At 41.6% G+C, this 19,379-nt stretch carries 20 protein-coding genes and 2 pseudogenes; 10 read left to right on the top strand and 12 right to left on the bottom strand.

The annotated features are described in order from the left end of the window. Positions 1-183: 183 nt before the first annotated feature. From ung to AACL30_RS00755, 4 genes are all read right to left on the bottom strand, one after another. Positions 184-864: a uracil-DNA glycosylase gene (gene ung / locus AACL30_RS00770; protein ID WP_339057469.1), complete on the bottom strand. Its 681-nt coding sequence runs from the start codon at positions 862-864 to the stop codon at positions 184-186. Between the two features lie 169 nt (positions 865-1,033). Further along, positions 1,034-2,380 carry an ATP-dependent RNA helicase SrmB gene (srmB, locus tag AACL30_RS00765; RefSeq protein WP_339058367.1) on the bottom strand — a complete coding sequence of 449 codons (1,347 nt, stop codon included), beginning with the start codon at positions 2,378-2,380 and terminating at the stop codon, positions 1,034-1,036. A 230-nt stretch (positions 2,381-2,610) separates the two neighbouring features. Next, complete coding sequence (nadB, locus tag AACL30_RS00760; protein WP_339057468.1) at positions 2,611-4,215, bottom strand: L-aspartate oxidase; 1,605 nt, start codon at positions 4,213-4,215, stop codon at positions 2,611-2,613. Between the two features lie 311 nt (positions 4,216-4,526). Beyond that, complete coding sequence (locus tag AACL30_RS00755; RefSeq protein WP_339057467.1) at positions 4,527-4,676, bottom strand: hypothetical protein; 150 nt, start codon at positions 4,674-4,676, stop codon at positions 4,527-4,529. A 28-nt stretch (positions 4,677-4,704) separates the two neighbouring features. Here AACL30_RS00755 and rpoE point away from each other — a divergent pair, with 28 nt between their 5' ends. From rpoE to thiD, 5 genes are all read left to right on the top strand, one after another. Further along, positions 4,705-5,280, top strand: coding sequence for an RNA polymerase sigma factor RpoE (rpoE, locus tag AACL30_RS00750; RefSeq protein WP_339057466.1), 576 nt, complete (start codon positions 4,705-4,707; stop codon positions 5,278-5,280). A gap of 147 nt (positions 5,281-5,427) precedes the next feature. Next, the gene (locus AACL30_RS00745; RefSeq protein ID WP_339057465.1) at positions 5,428-6,045 is read left to right on the top strand and encodes an RseA family anti-sigma factor; all 618 of its coding nucleotides are present in this window, start codon (positions 5,428-5,430) and stop codon (positions 6,043-6,045) included. A 3-nt stretch (positions 6,046-6,048) separates the two neighbouring features. Beyond that, complete coding sequence (locus AACL30_RS00740) at positions 6,049-6,585, top strand: SoxR reducing system RseC family protein (protein ID WP_339057464.1); 537 nt, start codon at positions 6,049-6,051, stop codon at positions 6,583-6,585. Then, positions 6,582-6,725 carry a hypothetical protein gene (locus tag AACL30_RS00735; RefSeq protein WP_339057463.1) on the top strand — a complete coding sequence of 48 codons (144 nt, stop codon included), beginning with the start codon at positions 6,582-6,584 and terminating at the stop codon, positions 6,723-6,725. The genes AACL30_RS00740 and AACL30_RS00735 overlap by 4 nt, the downstream gene beginning before the upstream one ends. Continuing rightward, positions 6,722-7,522, top strand: coding sequence for a bifunctional hydroxymethylpyrimidine kinase/phosphomethylpyrimidine kinase (gene thiD / locus AACL30_RS00730; RefSeq protein WP_339057462.1), 801 nt, complete (start codon positions 6,722-6,724; stop codon positions 7,520-7,522). The genes AACL30_RS00735 and thiD overlap by 4 nt, the downstream gene beginning before the upstream one ends. A 193-nt stretch (positions 7,523-7,715) precedes the next feature. On the opposite strand, the gene sixA is transcribed toward thiD, so the two are convergent. The 4 genes from sixA to AACL30_RS00710 all read right to left on the bottom strand — a co-directional run bounded on the left by sixA (position 7,716) and on the right by AACL30_RS00710 (position 11,045). Next, positions 7,716-8,219: a phosphohistidine phosphatase SixA gene (sixA, locus tag AACL30_RS00725; RefSeq protein WP_339057461.1), complete on the bottom strand. Its 504-nt coding sequence runs from the start codon at positions 8,217-8,219 to the stop codon at positions 7,716-7,718. Positions 8,220-9,433: 1,214 nt separating this feature from the next. Continuing rightward, a complete protein-coding gene (locus AACL30_RS00720) occupies positions 9,434-10,270 on the bottom strand; it encodes a hypothetical protein (protein ID WP_339057460.1) in 837 nt (278 codons plus the stop codon). A 6-nt stretch (positions 10,271-10,276) separates the two neighbouring features. After that, positions 10,277-10,927 carry an NEL-type E3 ubiquitin ligase domain-containing protein gene (locus tag AACL30_RS00715; RefSeq protein WP_339058366.1) on the bottom strand — a complete coding sequence of 217 codons (651 nt, stop codon included), beginning with the start codon at positions 10,925-10,927 and terminating at the stop codon, positions 10,277-10,279. Continuing rightward, on the bottom strand, positions 10,875-11,045 hold the full coding sequence (locus tag AACL30_RS00710; protein ID WP_339057459.1) for a hypothetical protein: 171 nt from the start codon (positions 11,043-11,045) through the stop codon (positions 10,875-10,877). The genes AACL30_RS00715 and AACL30_RS00710 overlap by 53 nt, the downstream gene beginning before the upstream one ends. On the opposite strand from AACL30_RS00710, the gene istA reads away from it, so the two are divergent. The 4 genes and pseudogenes from istA to AACL30_RS00690 all read left to right on the top strand — a co-directional run. Beyond that, the gene (gene istA / locus AACL30_RS00705; RefSeq protein WP_339056344.1) at positions 11,044-12,222 is read left to right on the top strand and encodes an IS21 family transposase; all 1,179 of its coding nucleotides are present in this window, start codon (positions 11,044-11,046) and stop codon (positions 12,220-12,222) included. The two genes, AACL30_RS00710 and istA, sit on opposite strands and share 2 nt — an antisense overlap. Next, a complete protein-coding gene (istB, locus tag AACL30_RS00700) occupies positions 12,219-13,016 on the top strand; it encodes an IS21-like element helper ATPase IstB (protein ID WP_339058365.1) in 798 nt (265 codons plus the stop codon). Before istA ends, istB begins: the two co-directional genes overlap by 4 nt. Before the next feature lie 159 nt (positions 13,017-13,175). Next, a protein-coding gene (locus tag AACL30_RS00695) for an IS3 family transposase (protein ID WP_339057458.1) occupies positions 13,176-14,716 on the top strand; the annotation gives its coding sequence in 2 pieces (ribosomal slippage) (positions 13,176-13,650 and positions 13,650-14,716; 1,542 coding nt in all). Between the two features lie 35 nt (positions 14,717-14,751). Then, positions 14,752-14,976 (top strand): annotated as a pseudogene (locus AACL30_RS00690) (integrase core domain-containing protein); the annotation flags it as partial. A 133-nt stretch (positions 14,977-15,109) separates the two neighbouring features. Here the strand turns inward: AACL30_RS00690 and AACL30_RS00685 are convergent. From AACL30_RS00685 to AACL30_RS00670, 4 genes and pseudogenes are all read right to left on the bottom strand, one after another. Further along, positions 15,110-15,673 (bottom strand): type II toxin-antitoxin system death-on-curing family toxin, encoded by a 564-nt coding sequence (locus AACL30_RS00685; protein ID WP_339057457.1) that lies wholly within the window; start codon positions 15,671-15,673, stop codon positions 15,110-15,112. Beyond that, entirely contained in the window at positions 15,673-16,029 is a 357-nt protein-coding gene (locus tag AACL30_RS00680; RefSeq protein WP_339057456.1) for a type II toxin-antitoxin system prevent-host-death family antitoxin, read from the bottom strand. The genes AACL30_RS00685 and AACL30_RS00680 overlap by 1 nt, the downstream gene beginning before the upstream one ends. Before the next feature lie 211 nt (positions 16,030-16,240). After that, positions 16,241-16,534 (bottom strand): annotated as a pseudogene (locus AACL30_RS00675) (integrase core domain-containing protein); the annotation flags it as partial. Positions 16,535-16,569: 35 nt separating this feature from the next. After that, positions 16,570-17,652 carry an IS481 family transposase gene (locus AACL30_RS00670; protein WP_339057455.1) on the bottom strand — a complete coding sequence of 361 codons (1,083 nt, stop codon included), beginning with the start codon at positions 17,650-17,652 and terminating at the stop codon, positions 16,570-16,572. Positions 17,653-18,678: 1,026 nt separating this feature from the next. Here AACL30_RS00670 and minC point away from each other — a divergent pair. Beyond that, a complete protein-coding gene (gene minC, locus AACL30_RS00665) occupies positions 18,679-19,371 on the top strand; it encodes a septum site-determining protein MinC (RefSeq protein ID WP_339058364.1) in 693 nt (230 codons plus the stop codon). Positions 19,372-19,379 lie beyond the last annotated feature (8 nt).

Genomic DNA, 19,379 nt, shown 5'->3' with positions numbered 1-19,379 from the left:
ATTTGATTCAAGGCGGAGGAGCACAGACAGTACAAATAGTACGGCAAACGACGACAACGCTTAAATCAAATGAGACTGATTTAGCTATAGGCACTAGACTTCTTGCAAAATAGTAACTCGTGACGCGAAATCAAGACACGCACGGCAGTTTGTGCAAGAAGTCTGTGTCTTTCATTGACTTTTTTACTCTGTTAATTCCGGTTGCCACCGTATCGACGCCAATTTCTGCTGTTGCAGTAATTGATTTACTTGCGAAAAATGACGACAACCAAAAAAGCCTCGATGCGCAGACAAGGGGGATGGATGAGGTGCTTGCAACACAAAATGGCGCTTTCTATCAATGATACTGCCTTTTTTTTGCGCATGAGCCCCCCACAATAAAAAGATAACCCCGGTACGATGTTCATTTAGCGCCGCGACAACCCTATCGGTAAACTGTTCCCAGCCAAGATGAGCATGAGAATGGGCTTTGCCCGCTTCCACCGTCAATACCGTATTCAGTAATAGCACTCCTTGTTCCGCCCAACTTTGTAAACAACCGTGATCAGGATAGGTAAAATCAGCAATATCCTGTACTAATTCCTTATAGATGTTCACTAATGAGGGGGGTGCTGGCACACCGGGTAGCACCGAAAAGGATAAGCCATGTGCTTGATTTGGCCCATGATAAGGATCTTGGCCAAGAATGATGACCTTGACATGCGCAAATTGAGTAAAACGAAATGCATTAAAAACGTCTTTTTGGGCAGGATAGATTATTTTACCCGCATGACGCTGCGCTGCTACATAGTTCAGAGTGTCACGAAAATAAGGTTTTTCTTTTTCTTGACCGATAACGTCGTGCCAAGTAAGGACGGTCGACATTAGTACTCTCCTTTAATTTTTTTGCGCTTTTTAAGCCCTTTTTTTGACAAAAGACGGCTTGCAAAACTGTCGTCCGGAAGGGAATACACTTCGGGGATTCGATTGATTGCCGCTTTGCCGTAACTCGAAATTCATTGGGTATAGGCAAGAAGTCTAAAATATCAGCGATTCAACTAGTAGGAACATCCATATCTACTAATTTTTTAGTCGGCTGGCGTCGTTTACCGATATTTTTGCTATCACGATGACGTATTTTTTGCTTGGGTTTTTCTTTGCCCGCCTCTTTTTTTGCTTTACGCTTCTCCGAAACGGCTTTCGAGGGTTTACCTGTGAACTTCTTGCTTGGTGCCTTACTTTTCGGACGTAATTCATCTATCACACGCGGTTTTAGGGATTCATCGAAATAACGTCCTGCCTTGAGATAACGCCCTACCTTTTGTAACAACAGATAATCATGGTTTTCAATCAAAGAAATTGCCGTGCCCTTTCGACCCGCTCGGCCAGTACGGCCAATACGATGCAAGTAAACATCGGCAGTACGCGGCATATCGAAATTGAAGACATGGCTAATATCATCAATATCTAATCCGCGAGAAGCCACATCTGTTGCCACCAATACATTAATTCGACCGTCATTTAAACGAATGACCGCTTCTGTTCGTTTTGCCTGAATCATTTTTCCCTCAAGATACCAGGCATGAATGTCTGCTTCACGTAACCAGCCAACCAACTCATGTACCCGTTCGCACGTACGGACAAAAATAATAGATTTTTTTACCTCCGGCTGTGTTAACAAATGGCATAACAATGCTTTTTTATGCTCAATATCGTCAGCACGGTAATACCATTGAATAATTTTTTTACGTTCTCGTCTGGACGGATCAGCGTCTAGCTCTAGCGGATCTTTCAGGATCCGTTTCGCAAATTCACGTATCGCTTCACCTTCTAAGGTTGCTGAAAACAACAACGTTTGCTTACGGCAACAGGTTTTAGCGGCGATGGCTTCAATATCTTTCGCAAACCCCATGTCCAGCATACGATCAGCTTCATCAAGAATGAGCGTTTCCACAGCATGGCAATCAAAATTTTCTTCTTGAATATATTGCAATAAACGCCCGGTAGTCGCGACCACGATATCTTGATTTTCAGTAAATATCTCTGCGTGATTCATATAAGCCACCCCGCCAGTGATCGTCGTTATAGCAAGAGAGGTATTTACTGCTAATTCATTTGCTTGTTCAGCAACTTGCATAGCAAGTTCACGAGTGGGTGTTAAAATCAAAATACGTGGCGGACCCGATTTCCTACGTGGAAAATCTAATAAGTGTTGCAAAATCGGCAGTAAAAACGCAGCCGTTTTCCCGGTACCTGTGGGCGCAGAGCCCAGCAGATCACGCCCCTCCATCGCCGCTGGGATCGCCATTGCCTGAATGGCCGTTGGGCGCTGGTAACCTTTATCGTTCAACGCTTTAATTAGACGGTCATTAAGATCAAATTCCGAAAAATGGATCGCCATTGCCTGAATGGCCGTTGGGCGCTGGTAACCTTTATCGTTCAACGCTTTAATTAGACGGTCATTAAGATCAAATTCCGAAAAATGAATAGCAGTCATGGTATTCCTTGTATTAGTTTGCTGATGACAAAAAACAGCGCTTTTTCACCGATTTTTTTTCAATTCAGCGTAGCTCAAGAAGATTTTGAATAGTCTCTGAGTACTGTATTGATTTTACGGCACATTGGATAAGTTTAGGGAGCAAGAATAGTGGGTTGTGGGCTGCTTATCTGGTTCGGATAATCAAGGGTATAATGTAAACCTCTACTTTCTTTTCTTTCCATTGCACAACGGACAATTAATTCAGCCACTTGCACTAAATTACGTAATTCTAATAAATTATTTGAGAGTCGAAAATTAGCGTAATATTCATTTACTTCCTGCTGTAATATGTTAATCCGTCGCAGAGCACGTTCCAGCCTTTTCGTGCTACGTTCAATACCAACATAATTCCACATAAATAAACGCAATTCATGCCAATTATGCTGAATAATAACTCGTTCGTCAGAATTATCTACGCGACTTTCATCCCATTTTGGCAACTTATCGGCCAGTTTTTCGCGGGGCAAACGGGTTAAAATATCTTGTGCTGCAGACCAACCATACACCAAACATTCAAGCAATGAATTTGAAGCCATGCGGTTGGCGCCGTGTAAACCAGTATAACTGACTTCACCAATGGCATAGAGGCCATCGAGATCAGTACGACCATGTTGATCAACCATCACACCACCACAGGTATAGTGGGCAGCAGGTACGATGGGGATCTTATCTGTGGTTAAATTAATATCTAATGACAATAACTTTTCATAAATCATAGGAAAGTGTTGTATGACAAAATCAGCGGGCTTATGGCTGATATCCAGATACATACAATCGGTACCCAATCGCTTCATTTCATGATCAATGGCCCGAGCAACAACATCACGCGGCGCCAACTCACCCCGCGGATCAAAATCAAACATAAAGCGGCTACCATCAGGACGTTTTAGATAAGCGCCCTCACCACGTAGTGCTTCGGTTAATAGAAAATTGCGTGCGGAGGGATGAAACAAACAAGTGGGATGAAACTGATTAAATTCTAAATTAGCCACCCGGCAACCCGCACGCCAAGCCATCGCAATACCATCACCAGATGAAATGTCTGGGTTGGTGGTATATTGATAGACTTTAGCTGCTCCACCGGTGGCTAATACCAGCGCTTTGGTGCGAAAAGTTTCTACTCTTTCTAACTCTCGATTCCAAACATAAGCACCAACAACACGCTTGGTGCCCGGTAAGCCAATTTTGCTAGAAGTAATCAGGTCTACCGCATTACAGCGTTCTTTTACACAAATATTAGGATGGGTAGTGGTTTTACTTATGAGCGTATTTTGTACTGCCTTGCCGGTGGTATCTGCACTATGCAAAATACGACGGTGGCTGTGCCCCCCTTCACGCGTTAAGTGATAACGCTCTTTGCCCATAGTGCTGGTTTCAGTATCAAAAACAACACCCTGATCAATCAGCCACTGTACACAATGCCGTGCATTACTCGCAATAAATTCAACCGATTGGGGATCACATAGCCCAGCACCAGCAATAAGCGTGTCATTAACATGCGATGCGATACTGTCTGTTTCATCAAAAACCGCCGCTATACCGCCTTGAGCGTAAAACGTCGCACCCTCTTGCAGTAATTCTTTACTCAGAACAACGACTTTACAACCAGACGATGCCAGTCGCAAAGCCAAGGATAAGCCTGCGGCTCCACTACCAATAATCAAAACATCGCTAACGTATTCAGAACGTGCAGGCATAAGGTATCATATCAACAGAATAAAATTAGGTTTCATGTTAGCCTATTTGGTCAAGTAAAAGCTATGAATATACCCTTCGCCTTTGAAGCCACCGCATTGCTGTACGCCGGGCGCATCACTCGCTATGGTTTCAAAAGAGGTCTAATGTAGTACTACACTAAGAGCTGGTAAATTTTTTGTGCTCGCTAAAGAAAATTTCGAATAGTCTATAAGACAACAGATTTTAAATCTTTAAGGTGATCAAAGAAACGGTAGCAAAAGATACCACCTCAGCTTAAAAATAACGCTTACTTAGGAAAGATAAATATGATTCATACTCGCGTTCTGTATGTATACCCTTCGCCTTTGAAGCCGCCGTGTTGTTGGCTGCGGAGGCTCGCCTTGTCAGGTAGTATATCTACGCTCATCGGTCGATCGCCCTGGCAGCCGAAGGCAACTTCAAAGGCGAAGGGTATAGACATAACACTGGATATCGGGAGCTTAATTTGAATGCGTGAGCAGTTAACGGATCAAATACTGGTCGAGCGGGTTCAAAAAGGAGATCAACAATCTTTCAACCTACTGGTTATTCGTTACCAGAACAAAGTTGCCGGCCTTGTATCTCGATATGTTCCGCAAGGGGATATACCTGATGTAGTACAGGAAGCTTTTATTAAAGCCTATCGAGCGTTAACCTCATTTCGTGGCGAAAGTGCTTTTTATACGTGGTTGTATCGTATAGCAATAAACACCGCAAAAAATTATTTAATTACGCAAAAACGGCGTCCTCCATCAAACGATATTGATGTGGATGATGTGGAAAACAACGAAAATATAGCCGCATTGAAAGAAATATCGAACCCTGAGAATTTAATGTTGTCCGATGAGTTAAGACAGATTGTTTTCCAGACCATTGCGATTCTCCCGGAAGATCTTCGTATGGCAATTACACTCCGTGAGCTAGATAATTTAAGCTATGAAGAAATAGCGACTATTATGGATTGTCCGGTCGGTACGGTTCGTTCCCGTATTTTTCGAGCTAGAGAAGCTATTGATAGCAAAATTCAGCCATTGATACAAAGATAATATACCCTTCGCCTTTGAAGCTGGCTTCGGCTGCCAGGGCGACCGACCGATGAGCGTAGATATACTACGTGATTCGGCGAACACTCGCAGCTAACAACGCGGTAGCTTCAAAGGCGAAGGGTATAGACCTACAAAAGGTACTTAGGCATGAAAAAAGAAAAGCTTTCCGCTTTGATAGATGGAGAAAATTTTGATGCTGAATTGATAAATTCTTTATCAAAAGATGAAAAACTTCAGCAAAGTTGGCGTAGTTATCATTTAATTCGTGATATTTTGCGCACAGATGATAGCGCCAGTGGAGCCTTAAATTTAGATGTTTCACAGGCTGTCGCTGATGTGATCAAAAAAGAATCGGGGTTATATTTGCCACCAATGACCGAGGAAAGCCCGGCATCAGTAAAATGGCCTACTTTGCAAAAGATCTCTCCTCGCTGGATCAGTCAAATAACCCAAGTGGCGATTGCAGCCTGTGTATGCGTCGCTGTGCTCATTAGCGTTCAGTCATATGAGCAACCAGCAATATCAGATTTGCAACCTGAATCACCCACATTTAATACATTGCCAATATTTAATACCTTACCGGTGATGGGGATGAAAGCTTCACCCGTTGGTTTAAATGGGGATTTTAATAAAAATCAAACATCTCAGGTAGAAGAGCTGCTTCAACGTATCGCTGTATCACGACAGCAATATTTTGGGTCAGAGCCTCCAACACCTTATACTGGGCTAGACTACTACTCACCAAGCACTTATTCAGAAGATTAAAAAATGATGAGAGAATGGGCAACAGTGGTTTCGTGGCAACAAGGAGTGGCGTTACTGCATTGTCAGCCTCGCAAAGCTTGTAATAACTGTCATTCCTCCAGGGGATGCGGGGGAGCCTTTAGCAATAATGCAAATTCAAATAAAGTGCATCAGTTGCAAATACCTATCTCACAGGCCTTGGTGCCGGGTCAGCAGGTTGAGCTAGGTTTCAGTGAAAGCGGTTTATTAAGTTGTGCGTTGTTGGTCTATTTTTTACCTTTATTAGGCCTCATTAGCAGCAGTTTTTTTTGTCATATGTTGTTTGCTAAAGAAGCGATTACGGTTATCGGCGGATTAATGGGAGGCATTTATGGTTTTATTATCGCTCGTATGGCCGCTGCGAAAATAGCAACCAAGGATACTTATCAACCAGTAGTATTAAAGATTAATCTTCCTATACACCATGTAAGTGAAAAAATATGGAGTGATCCTTTTATACCCACAGTCCTTCAGGTTGCCGCTAGGCGGCCAGGGCGACCGACCGATGAGCGTCAACCATGAGGGCGAACACCCGCAGCCAACACCGCCGTAATTTGAAAGGCGAAGGATATACAGCCTGTTCGAAATCTTCTTTAGCAAGTACAGGAGATTTCGAACAGGTTGTTACTTGTATTTCGGTAACCAAGTGTGAAATACCTTGAAACATATCAATGCGCTTTCTATAGCGGGAACCGACCCCAGTGGTGGGGCGGGTATTCAAGCTGATCTAAAAACTTTTTCTGCATTACGTGCCTATGGCGCTAGCGTAATCACTGCATTAGTTGCACAAAATACCTGTGGGGTACAATCAATTTATAACATTGATCCAAACTTTATCGGTGCACAATTAGATTCAGTATTCAGTGATATGCGTATTGACACCACTAAAATAGGTATGCTAGTAAATAGTGCTATTATCAAAATCGTATCGGATAAATTATTGTGCTACAAACCCCGTTATGTCGTCTTAGATCCGGTGATGTTGGCTAAAAGCGGCGATGCTTTGTTAGCACCAGAAGCAGTAAATGCACTTAAAAAATATCTGTTACCACTCGTGTCTTTAGTCACACCAAATTTGCCAGAGGCAGCAGTATTACTCAATTGTTTACTGGCAAAAAATGAAGAACAAATGTATGAGCAAGGACTGGCATTATTGCATTTGGGCTGCAAAAACGTATTGATGAAAGGGGGGCACCTAAATGGTAACGAGAGTCCGGATTGGTTATTTACAGCAGAAGGTCAATACCGCTTTACGCATACGCGGATAGATAGCTGCAACACACATGGCACAGGTTGTACCTTATCAGCAGCATTAGCAGCATTGCGACCTAGACATCATAATTGGCAAGAAAGTGTTCAAACGGCCAAAGATTATTTGCAACAAGCACTGGTACAAGCGAGCAGTTTAAACGTTGGCAAGGGAAACGGACCCGTACATCATTTCCATCAATGGTGGTAATACTCTGAACAGAATAAAATTAAAATGATTTGGCTATAATACATCGGAGCACCGATAACATTTTAGCGACAGGGCAATACATCTTTGAAGGAGAAGTGCAGTCAAGCTGTCCGTTGAAGCAGGAGCCTGCTGTGATACAACTCAGATTTCGATCTGACGGTGGAGATCCTCGCCATTTATCGCTGGGAGGATGTCAGCTTGGAAGGGTTGGTTCCTGAACCTTAGCTGCGAGCTGTGAGGGACCAATTTGCCAATCGAAAGTGCCATGACCCGTATTCACATCTAGATCAATACAAGCAATAGCAGAAGTTGCAAACATGGGAGGGTATTGTCCAGGGCAAAGCTCCGCTACCAAGTAACCCACCAACGGGAGATGTGAAATTAACAGCACGGCAGAACAACCTTCTTTAGCTAAGGCCTGAAGATAACAAGTCATCAAAACAGCATCCCCCCCAGGAGTTAATTCAGGCATGATCTCCTGTTCTCCGGGTAAAATCAGTGCTTTACGTGTAACCTCAAGCGTTTGCGTGGCACGCAAATAAGGGCTGACTAGTATCTGCTCAATGTCCATTGACTGTTCATTTAACCAACTTGCTACCTGTAGAGACTCATCTTGACCACATAACGTCAAGGGTCTTTCTGCATCAGTAATGGCATCAAGTACCGCGTCACCATGCCTCATAATTAAAACTTGCATATCACACCGTTTTTGTTAACAAAAAACGTTATACAGAAACGCTTTGCGTACTGTACGTTAAAATCTCGTTCGTCAAGTAAAGCAGACTATCTTTTTATATGACGACTGTGTATTCTGCCTAAAATTTAACATAAATAAAATGTCTATTTTTCGTACACGCCGATTAATAATCAGTTATTTTTAAAGATTATTAAATCATATCAATATATTAATCATAAAAAGCAATCACACCAATGAGTGGTTACTACCTTCTTCTTTTTATCTACTAAAAAGAAGTAATCCCGTTGAGCAACACTCAATTGATGAAAAAACAAGCAAAAGCGCAATTTACATAAATTAAATAAGCGTTTTGAACTCGTTTTTGGCTAAAGTATCAGCGAGCACAAGAAACCTCACATAAACCATTAGACATCATTGAACTTGCTTAACATCATAATAGTATATAATTTGGTAATTTCCTGTATTCAGAGACTATCTTAGTAAATAATCGATTAATAGAAGCAATATCTACTTATTTCTATTAATTACATCTTCCTCTCACTAAAATTTAGCGAGAGGTTCCCTGTTCTAGAATTGGAAAACCACGGATCTATCTTGACCAGGTGCTTACCTTTTTTTGCTCAACGTTTCTATCGGCATTAAATGAAATTAATCCCAGAAAAACCTAGAAGAAAAATACTTAATATTAAAGAGCAAAAAATACTTATATAGCGTTGTTATTTACATCTTATGGAGAGGCTCTCTACCACGTTTAAACCGAAGCTTCACTCGCCTCGGTGTATTCTTCTTCAACGGACGACAAAGCCATAGCAGTATCGGGTCTGGTTAATATAGCCAAATCAGTTTAATTTGATTCTGCGTTGTCGTCGCTTGCCGTACTATTTGTACTGTCTGTGCTCCTCCGCCTTGAATAAAATTAAACTGATTCGGCTATAGCCTCAAAGGGTATCCCGCAGATTACTCCGAGTCTATTCGCATCACTGATACTCTAAATTTCTTGCATAATCTACTGAGTGTCGCGAATTCTACGTTACGCGATGCTCACAATCTTCATGTACTGGTATGGTAACGGAAGGTTGCTACGCGCTCCGGGCACCTTGATTTCACGCCACGAACTACGGTTTTGCAAGAAATCTTTTGTCAAAAACGAGCTCAAAAGGCCGAGGTTTCACAGCAGCACCGGATAATCATTAGTTTTTTCTTTGAAGATTACCTCAGATCAATTCAATTTTGCGTTTCTTGAAAGAGGTATTTTTCTCAACCTTTTCACCAAGACGATTTCCTATCTCTCTAATCGCATGACTACTGTATTCTGCAGCTAAATTCCTTGCTGAAGATCTCACAATAGATTGAATATGATAGGTGATTATTTCTATGTCCACTTTACTTCTAACCCATTCTTTCTCCTTGTTGGGATGATAATTTACTTCTGCAATTGGTTTATAAAGCCCCTTTAGTGCTCTATTTTGAATAGGATCATTTGTTTGTGGCATGGTGATTTTTTCTATAAATTTGCTGATACTACAGGGTAATCTTTTATCAAACTCTTGAAGTGTTTCTTCTCTTTTTTTTAAGATATGAATTGGTGAACTATACTTTTCTTTTAATGCTAAAAGTGCTTGATGGTATTTCTTATCCTCTACCGTTTTATTTACAATACCAGCATATATCTCATTGGCTTTTAAAATGATTTCTTTATTTTTTTCATACTCATCAGGTGATAATTCTTCTATTTCTAATGCTTTTATTTGTGACATTAAATGTATTGCATAATTATGCCTCATACAATCTTCTTTATATTTTATATATCCAGGAGCTAGTATGTGCCCTTGACTATATAAATCTTCAAGTCTTTTGAGTGAAGTTTGATACTCACATTCATTATCTGGATTTAATATTGCACTATTGAAAAGAAGATTCTCTTTAATCCTTGTTATTTTTTGTTTTTCTTTTTCCGGCACTTTATTTTCTATCCGTTTAATCTGTTCATAAAGTTTATATGATTCATTGCTTTCTGCTTTAGTGAAATAATGACTATGTAACGCCATCATGGTTTTTTAGTACAGACTTAACTCTCGGCTAGTTAAAAAAGCGTTGGTGCACTTAGCCATAATTTCACCCTTAATCTTACGCATGATAGGCGGCCCTAGTTTTGCTTCTAGCTCTGGCTCATTCATTGGTAGACCCTTAGCGCTAATTTCAGCAGCAAATTCTTGTTGGAAGCGCAAGGAAGTCTGCTCACTGTTGGATTCAGCGAGGGCTTTTTCATAATTTTCGCTATCAAGTTTTTTTAGCACTGATTGCCACACTGACCAGTCGGTTGAAAAGAAATCAAGCAATTCTGTTTTTTCTTTTTCCATCACAATGGCAGCGGCATTGTTTAAATCTGTATCAGTGACATAGGAAACATCATAAAAACGCATATCAACCGTATCCAGAGGAAGAGCAAGTCTCTCACGCAACTTCACTTGATAGGAAAGATAGACTTCGATTTCGTCAACCAATCGCAGTGATTTTGCTTTATTCCTTGCAATTTGTTCAAGCTTTTCTAAACGAAAACAGCCTCTGCCTAATTCAATTACATTAGATAACGCTATGGGATTATAGGATTTCTGCGCTTCAATATCGGCAATCAAGATTAACAACTTCATCTGATTATAGGCATGGGATACACGATCTTCGCAGGTTGCTGTTGCCTCTTCTGCAATTAAGTAGGTTTGCTGTCAGCGCTAATGATAAAAGACCGTAAATTGCTAATTTAATTTGTCCACTCAAGCCAGAATGCAGTTTCCTTTGTGGTGACAAAGCCATGAGGGAAATAAGCATGCTAAGAAGAGAGGACCACTACATGATAAAACAACGCCATCAACAGGGGGCATTTATTGTTGATATTGCCCATCAGATAGGGTGTTCAGAAAAAACGGTGAGACGGCACATTAGCTATCCTGCGCCGCCAACAGCAAAACGCGGTAAAAAACAGGTTGCTAAACTCGAGCCCTTTAAAGACTACATCGATTCAAGGTTGAGTGAACAGGTTTGGAATGCGGCGGTTATTTTTGAGGAAATCCGTGAAAAAGGCTACCGGGGTGGGAGTGCGATGCTCCGACGTTATATACATCCCAAACGTCCGCTCAGGGCCTCGAAAAACACGGTACGCTTTGAAACCCTCCCCGGTTATCAACTTCAACACGATTGGGGAGAAATCATCGTTGAGGTGGCAGGCTCTGCCTGTACGGTTAATTTTGCCGTTAATACGCTCGGTTTTTCGCGTCGCTTTCATGTCTTTGCTGCCCCTAAGCAAGATGCTGAGCACACGTATGAATCGCTGGTTCGCAGCTTCAATTACTTCGGTGGCAGCGTAAAAAATGTCTTGGTAGATAACCAAAAAGCCGCTGTTATCAAACATGGACAAAATGGCCACATCGAGTTCAATGCGGGCTTCCTGCAACTGGCTAATCACTATGGGTTTAGCCCTCGCGCCTGTAAGCCTTATCGACCGCAAACGAAAGGCAAAACCGAACGGATGGTGGGCTATGTTAAACACAATTTTTTCACTCGCTACCGTCAGTTTGAGAGTTTCGCTCATGTTAATCAACTGCTAGCGATGTGGCTGGCGAAAGTGGCAGACCAGCGTCATCTTCGTCAATTCAAGCAGACACCGGAAAATCGTTTTGCTGAGGAAAAAATAGCCTTGATGCCACTCCCTGCGACTGATTTCGATACCAGCTACTTCGACCTACGACAAGTGGCATGGGACAGCTATATCGATGTCAGAGGTAATCGCTATAGCGTGCCTTCATTCTGGTGTGGTCGTGCGGTTAATATTCGTATCGGTTTAGATAATACGCTACGTATTTACGGCGATGAGCAACTGCTCGCGACGCATCTCTTGCAGGAGGTAACGCAGGGCTGGCAAAAGGTGCCAGAACATCATCAAGCCCTTTGGCAACAGGTCAATCGAGTAGCGTCTCGTTCGCTCAGTGTGTATGAGGAGCTACTCTGATGGAAATGGAAAACTTGTTGATACGGTTAAAAATGGATTACCTGGGCGATGCGTTGGAGAGTTTATGTGAAGAAGCCACCAAGAAAGCACTGAACTACCGTGAATTTCTCCAGCAGGCATTAGCCCAGGAATGGAACGGGCGTCACCAAAAAGGCTTGGAATCGCGGTTAAAACAAGCACGTTTGCCGTGGATAAAAACCTTGGAGCAATTTGACTTTACTTTCCAACCAAGTATAGACAGGAAAATTATCCGCGAGCTGGCGGGGCTGAGGTTTGTCGAACATCATGAAAACGTCATTTTGTTAGGCCCACCTGGGGTAGGGAAAACGCATTTGGCGATAGCGCTGGCTGTCAAGGCAGCTACAGCTGGGCATCGGGTATTGTTTATGCCTCTGGATAGACTCTGCTGTACCTTAATGAAGGCAAAGCAAGAAAACCGTCTGGAACGCCAACTTCAGCAACTGTGCTATGCCAGGGTATTAATACTGGATGAAATCGGGTATTTACCGATGAATCGCGAAGAAGCTAGCCTATTTTTCAGGTTATTGAGCCGTCGTTATGAAAAGGCGAGCATCATTCTCACATCAAATAAAAGTTTTACTGATTGGGGGGACGTATTCGGTGATCACATTTTAGCAACTGCGATTTTAGACAGGCTTTTACATCATTCAACCACATTGAATATTAAAGGAGAAAGCTATCGACTCAAAAATAAACGCAAAGCAGGCATGTTGCCTATAAAAACGACTGATATTATCCAGGCGCCTGGAATAGAAACCCAACAGGAAAATTAGCAAAAACTGGACATTTTAAAGTAGCAAAAAGTGGTCAATCTAAAGTAGCGTTGACATTGCTGATAGCGTTCTTTGGTGGTGCATATTATCATCAAGAAGATCACCGAATAACCCCCTGTGTCAGCATAGTTGTCGCCTGTTAATATTAAGGAGAACACCATGCCGGCAAACCCCGTGCCTATCAATATCAAGCAACAAGGGTTGCTCTGGCTTCAACCTCCGTATAATTGGTCTCACCGGCAAATAGCGAAGAAGCTAGACGTGAGCCCTTCGGTTGTTTCAAGATGGAGAAACGAGTTAATGAGTGATGGCCTGTTATGTGAAGATGAGCAGTTTTTAAAGAATAACGAAGGTTGGTCGCCCGAACAGCGTTTTGCGGTGGTCATTGAAAGCGCAGTGATGTCTGAAATTGAGCTGGCCGAATACTGTCGGCACAAAGGATTGTTTGTTGAACAGGTAAAGGAATGGCGAACGGCTTCGCTCCGGGCTCATGAGCCGAAAGCCTTGAATAATCATAAAGTTGATAAAGTCGTCAAAGAATACAGACAAAAGATCCGTGAACTTGAAAAAGAACTCACCAGAAAAGAAAAGGCGCTGGCGGAAACCGCAGCGCTACTGGTATTAAGGGAAAAGTTCAATGCCCTCTGGGACAACAGCGAGGACGTCTAATACCTCTCCCGGAGCGGCTTAATATAGTTGATATGCTTAGGAATGCGATGAAACAGGGGGCTCGTAAGGCGCAAGCCTGCCAGGTCATTGGGATTTCAGTCAGAACACTGCAACGCTGGCGCAACAATTGTCACAACGCTCCCCTGGCCGACAAACGGTCAACGGCCGTTCGCAATGCCCCCAGCAACAAATTGTCTGATGCTGAACGACAGCGGATCATGGAAATCTGTAACTCACCAGAGTTTTCAAGTTTCCCTCCGAATGTCATCGTTCCGACGCTGGCTGATAGGGGAATTTATATCGCCTCTGAGTCTACGTTTTATCGCGTGCTCAAAGCGAACAAACTGTTAACACCTAGACGTCGAGAGAGAAGTTATAAACGTCCAGGCGCACAAAAAACGACAGCACCGAATCAGGTATGGTCCTGGGATAGTAGTTATTTGCCAACACCTATAAAAGGTCGGCATCTTTACCTCTACATGATGATGGACATTTTCAGTCGGAAAATTGTGGGGGCAGACGTTTTTGAACAAGAATCCGGCGAACAGGCTGCAGAGCTACTGCAACGATGCATCTGGAAAGAAAAATGCGCGGGCAAAAAAATCATTCTTCATTCAGATAATGGTGGCCCCATGCGTAGTTATACCCTGTTGGCGAAAATGTACGATCTGGGGGGAATCAGTTCATATTCTCGCCCACGAGTCAGCAATGATAACCCTTATTCCGAATCCTTGTTTCGAACGGTGAAATATTGTCCCCAGTGGCCAGCCGAGGGGTTTACTTTACTCAATGATGCCAGAGCCTGGGTAGCTCAGTTTGTGAACGGGTACAACCTTGAACATAAACACAGTGGTATCAAGTACGTTACTCCAGATGAACGTCATAGGGAGGCAGATAAAGAAATATTAGCTAAACGGAAAGCCATCTATGAATTAGCTCGAGCTAAAAAACCCGAACGTTGGAGCAAAGGCTGTCGTAACTGGAATTTTATTCATGAAGTGATGCTGAATCCGGAAGTAAGTGCTGCATAAAACAGTTTCAAGCGACAACTACATTGACAAACACCGTAAAACAGAGTATGAGCCGCCGGGGTAATTGTTGGGATAATGCCCCAATAGAGCGCTTTTTTGGCAGTTTAAAGTCAGAATGGATACCAAAACAGGGCTATAGTACCGTTCAACAAGCACAAGCTGATGTACTTCCCTACCTCACTCATTATTACAATCAAGTCAGGCTACATAGTGTTAATGATTACCAAACGCCAATGATTAAAGAATACCAGGCGGCATAAAACACCTGAATTTGTGTCCAAAATTATTTGACCAGAGCAGAGTGGGACAGGGGGAGATTAACTAAGTGCGGTCAGTTTTCTAATTTTTTTAATGAATTAGTATTAAATAAACGGGGGATTATTTATTCGTCGGTTAATACCGTTCCAAGATTTGCTTTGTTATGACGTTGAGTTCACCATCATCAAGTAATTTTTTTACTGTTTCAGCCATCATTTTTAATTTTTTTATATTGTTGCCATTTAGCACCATTGCTATTGCTAAATTATAATAAATACACTCTTCTTCATCAGTAAATTCACATTGATAATCAGTAAATTGAGTATAGTAATCGGATAGAAGAGCCAAAAGTATCGCTGTCTCTTTCTCAGTGACTTTATCGGTTGCTACCATAACCGTTAGCTTGGTTAGATAAAATGTCATTTCCTGTAATTGGATGCCATTTGCTCGCAGAAAGGTGGCACAAGATATAAAGGCTGTTCTTTTATTCGCATCTACGAAAGCGTGTGCTTTAGCTATTGCCGTTAAATATAAGGCTGCAAGTTCAAATTTACCATTACAGTTTTCATAATGTTGCCGATTTTGAATACGGTTTAATGCGCCAACAAGCTTGTTGTAATCGACCACAGCGCCTTGCGGTAAAGTATTTTTTTGAATATTAATTACTTGTTCAATGCTTAATAAAACGATCTCTTCCATTAGTTATCTTCTAAAGCTTTTATCGTTTTTGCATGGCGCATTCGGACTTCTTTTACTGCATCTTCTATGGTTATTTTTTGCTTATTAAAATAATCACTATCAGTCTTAATCATTTCTGAATGCTTAAGATTCATTACTGGTTTTATTTTGGTATTGAAAACATCTTTCCAATTGGTTTTCAATTTTAATTGGTTTGAGATATCTTTGATGAGAGACGGTGCTATCATTTCGTCATTTGATGAAAGCCTAACCGACGACTTCCCGCGCTGAGTAACAATGAATTCCTCTCCATTCCTCACTTTATTTAATACATGAGCGAGATTCTGTCTCAAACGGGTATAGGTTATTTCGTTCATTTTATACCTCACTATTTAAGCATGTCTGTGTGAAAGCAGATTAATGAGTTATATTCCCCCATAAATATGTACATGTACAGTTTATCCCATGATATTTAAAATAGATAGGTATATTTGTACTGTGTAAAAAAAATGGTTCATTTATGACGAGTCATTAGCCCACCAAATGCATTGCTCTGGTCAAATAATTTTGGACACAAATTCAGGTGTTTTATGCCGCCTGGTATTCTTTAATCATTGGCGTTTGGTAATCATTAACACTATGTAGCCTGACTTGATTGTAATAATGAGTGAGGTAGGGAAGTACATCAGCTTGTGCTTGTTGAACGGTACTATAGCCCTGTTTTGGTATCCATTCTGACTTTAAACTGCCAAAAAAGCGCTCTATTGGGGCATTATCCCAACAATTACCCTGGCGGCTCATACTCTGTTTTATCTGATATTTCCAGAGCTGTTGTCTATACGATAGGCTACTGTAATGACAGCCTTGGTCTGAGTGAAACAGGTGTAGTAGCTCAAACTTAACCTGACAGACACAAGCTAAGCCATGGAATTTGTCAGATGAATCTGACTGTCCGATGGTTTAAATAAATTATCGAGTTGTTTTTCTTTTACTAACTCTGTTGATGCAATCCAAGTTTCCCAGGGGGTTTTGCCATAACAATACCTGCCTGAATGAGGTCGCTCTGTGTTGTAGAATGTGAGCCATTTATCGATGTCTTGCTGAATGTCTTCCAATGATGAATAAATTTTACGCGGAAACATGACGTCATAACATTCATTTTTCATCGTTTTATGAAACCGCTCACAGAACCCATTGGTCTGCGGGCTGTACGCTTTTGTCCGCGTATGTTCGATATCTTCTCGCTCCAAGTAAAGCTGATAGGCATGGTTTTCCTTTTTACCCGAGTATTCTGAGCCTCTGTCAGTCAGGATACGCAATAAGGGAACCGCTTGCTCATCATAGAATGGCAGCACCTGGTCGTTTAACACATCTGCTGCAACCAAGGCATTTTTCTCTGTATAGACCTTAGCAAAGGCGACTCTGGAATAGGTATCAATAAAGGTCTGCTGATAAATTTTACCGACGCCTTTAATGTGCCCCACGTAGTAAGTATCCTGAGAGCCGAGATAGCCCGGGTGTTGCGTTTCAATTTCACCCTGTGCTTCCCGTTTATCTTGCACTTTTTCCAGTGCTTGCAGCTGGGCTTCGGTGAGTAAATATCCCTCCTGCGCTACCTTAGCTTCCAAGGCAGAAAGGCGTTTCTTGATATTTTCTAGGTCATGGCGCAACCAAACCGAGCGAACACCACTGCCCGAAATCATTATCCCCTGTCGGTTGAGTTCATTCGCTACGCGGTGTTGTCCATAAGCAGGATAGTCGTAAGCCATATTCACCACCGCTTGTTCTATATGCGGTTCTACCCGGTTTTTTTCGATAGGTTTTTTACGACTTATCTCTACCAGCGCTGGTTCACCTCCCTGCTCATACAGCTTTTTAAACCGGTAATAGCTGTCCCTACTGTAGCCCATGACTTTACACGCTGACTGAACATTACCCAATTGTTTCGCCAGTTCCAATAAGCCTAATTTCGGTTTGATTATTTTTGCTGTTTGATTCATCTCTAACACTCCTTTATCTCATACTAAACATATTAGAATGTCAGATTAAATTCAAACTTTTACAAATTAAATACAGTTTATTTACTAACTCATTCTTATTTGTTTCTACTGAATTATATTTAGCAAAAAATAATTAAACTCAATGTTATTGATGTGCTAAAAAAATAACAACGATTTTTAAATTTCGCATTAGATTATTTTTCATCTACTGTAAAATGGTATCGGATTATGGCATAACCTAATTTTTAGGTAAAAGCAGTGGCATTAAAAAATAGAATAAATAATAAAAATGGATGATTCTTCATCTTGATAAGATTAATAAATAAAAAATTACAGATAATAATACCAATATAAATTTTCATCAACAGGATCCAATTATTTCTCTCCTTTTTTACGTTTCATTTTTTCTATTCTCTCTTTTCGTTCTTTTTCTTTGTTTTATACCCAATTAATTTCGAGTTACGGCAAGGCTGCAATCAATCGAATCGATACATGACAGAGGATGAGTGATCGCTGCCAACGCCACCGTAACTTCAAAGGCGAAGGGTATATGCTTTTATAAAGCAATAATAAAGATAAACTAATCAAGCTGATACAGCACGCTGAAATACAAAATGCAAACAAATAGCAATATATAGATTTTCCAGACTGTATTTTTTTATTACCTATACCATACTTACTGTAGATCAGAATGTCATCGATATAGGGTTTGCTGTTCATTAGATTTCTGGGTATACCCTTCGTCTTTGAAGCCGTCGTGTTGTTGGCGGCGGGTGTAAGAGCGAATTACGTAGTATTTCTACGCTCATTGGCCTTACACCCTGGCCGCCTAGCGGCAACTTGAAGGACTGTGGGTATAACCGCTATTCGTAACGTGAATTCTGTGTTACGCGGTGCTCACAATCCTTATGTATTTTGTTAACAAAGGTTATTGTGCTCCGGGTGCCTTGACTTCACACCACGAATAGCGATTATGTAAAGTCTATTAACCTATCTGAAACTGAGTAAAAATAATAGATGTCATCATTGTCAAGTCAATACATTGAATTCAAAGGTAGTAATTTTACCCTTTCGGTCTTGCATTTGTACGATCCACGGCCAGAGGTCATTCGGCTAGCATTAGAAAAAAAAATGCTTGCTGCCAAGAATTTTTTTAAAAATGCGCCCATTGTGATTAATGTAGCGCTGTTGCCTCAGGATACAAATTGGCTAGCGTTACGGCAGGCAGTGAGCTCAGTAGGCTTGCATATCGTTGGTGTCAATGGTCATGATAGTGCACAAAGAATGGCGCTGATACAAGCAGGTCTGCCGTTGCTCAGCGAAGGTCAACATAAAAAAGATGAAAAGAAAAGTGAAGCGGTGAATTTCCCCGCAAAGAGCACGACAAAAACACGTGTCATCAACGCTCCTGTTCGCTCTGGTCAACAAGTTCGTGCTCCTTGTGATCTGGTTGTTATCGGTAATGTCAGTGCTGGGGCGGAAGTTATCGCCGATGGTAACATTCATATTTATGGAAAATTGCGGGGGCGGGCACTGGCCGGCGCCTCCGGTAATATTCAAGCTAGTATTTTTTGCATGGTTTTAGACGCAGAGCTGGTTTCTATCGCGGGAACCTATTGGTTGAAAGAACATATAGATGAAAAATACATTGGTAAAGCGGTGCGCTTGCATTTATTGGGCGATGCGTTAAAGATAGAATTACTGAATCCAAACCTTTGACAAGGAAT

The sequence above is a fragment of the Candidatus Regiella endosymbiont of Tuberolachnus salignus genome (assembly GCF_964020115.1).
Lineage (GTDB): Bacteria > Pseudomonadota > Gammaproteobacteria > Enterobacterales > Enterobacteriaceae > Regiella > Regiella insecticola.
The sequence above is the reverse complement of the archived record's forward strand: the minus strand, read 5'-3'. Positions and strand labels throughout refer to the sequence as shown.

What these genes read in the sequence shown, in the direction of transcription:
- ung (WP_339057469.1), bottom strand. Translation starts at nt 864, where the DNA reads ATGTCGACCGTCCTTACTTGGCACGACGTTATCGGTCAAGAAAAAGAA.
- srmB (WP_339058367.1), bottom strand. Translation starts at nt 2,380, where the DNA reads ATGGCGATCCATTTTTCGGAATTTGATCTTAATGACCGTCTAATTAAA.
- AACL30_RS00685 (WP_339057457.1), bottom strand. Translation starts at nt 15,673, where the DNA reads ATGGAAGAGATCGTTTTATTAAGCATTGAACAAGTAATTAATATTCAA.
- AACL30_RS00670 (WP_339057455.1), bottom strand. Translation starts at nt 17,652, where the DNA reads ATGAATCAAACAGCAAAAATAATCAAACCGAAATTAGGCTTATTGGAA.
- AACL30_RS00740 (WP_339057464.1), top strand. Translation starts at nt 6,049, where the DNA reads ATGATGAGAGAATGGGCAACAGTGGTTTCGTGGCAACAAGGAGTGGCG.
- AACL30_RS00755 (WP_339057467.1), bottom strand. Translation starts at nt 4,676, where the DNA reads ATGTCTATACCCTTCGCCTTTGAAGTTGCCTTCGGCTGCCAGGGCGAT.
- AACL30_RS00720 (WP_339057460.1), bottom strand. Translation starts at nt 10,270, where the DNA reads ATGATGGCGTTACATAGTCATTATTTCACTAAAGCAGAAAGCAATGAA.
- nadB (WP_339057468.1), bottom strand. Translation starts at nt 4,215, where the DNA reads ATGCCTGCACGTTCTGAATACGTTAGCGATGTTTTGATTATTGGTAGT.
- rpoE (WP_339057466.1), top strand. Translation starts at nt 4,705, where the DNA reads ATGCGTGAGCAGTTAACGGATCAAATACTGGTCGAGCGGGTTCAAAAA.
- istA (WP_339056344.1), top strand. Translation starts at nt 11,044, where the DNA reads ATGCTAAGAAGAGAGGACCACTACATGATAAAACAACGCCATCAACAG.
- AACL30_RS00680 (WP_339057456.1), bottom strand. Translation starts at nt 16,029, where the DNA reads ATGAACGAAATAACCTATACCCGTTTGAGACAGAATCTCGCTCATGTA.
- AACL30_RS00745 (WP_339057465.1), top strand. Translation starts at nt 5,428, where the DNA reads ATGAAAAAAGAAAAGCTTTCCGCTTTGATAGATGGAGAAAATTTTGAT.
- AACL30_RS00735 (WP_339057463.1), top strand. Translation starts at nt 6,582, where the DNA reads ATGAGGGCGAACACCCGCAGCCAACACCGCCGTAATTTGAAAGGCGAA.
- AACL30_RS00710 (WP_339057459.1), bottom strand. Translation starts at nt 11,045, where the DNA reads ATGCTTATTTCCCTCATGGCTTTGTCACCACAAAGGAAACTGCATTCT.
- sixA (WP_339057461.1), bottom strand. Translation starts at nt 8,219, where the DNA reads ATGCAAGTTTTAATTATGAGGCATGGTGACGCGGTACTTGATGCCATT.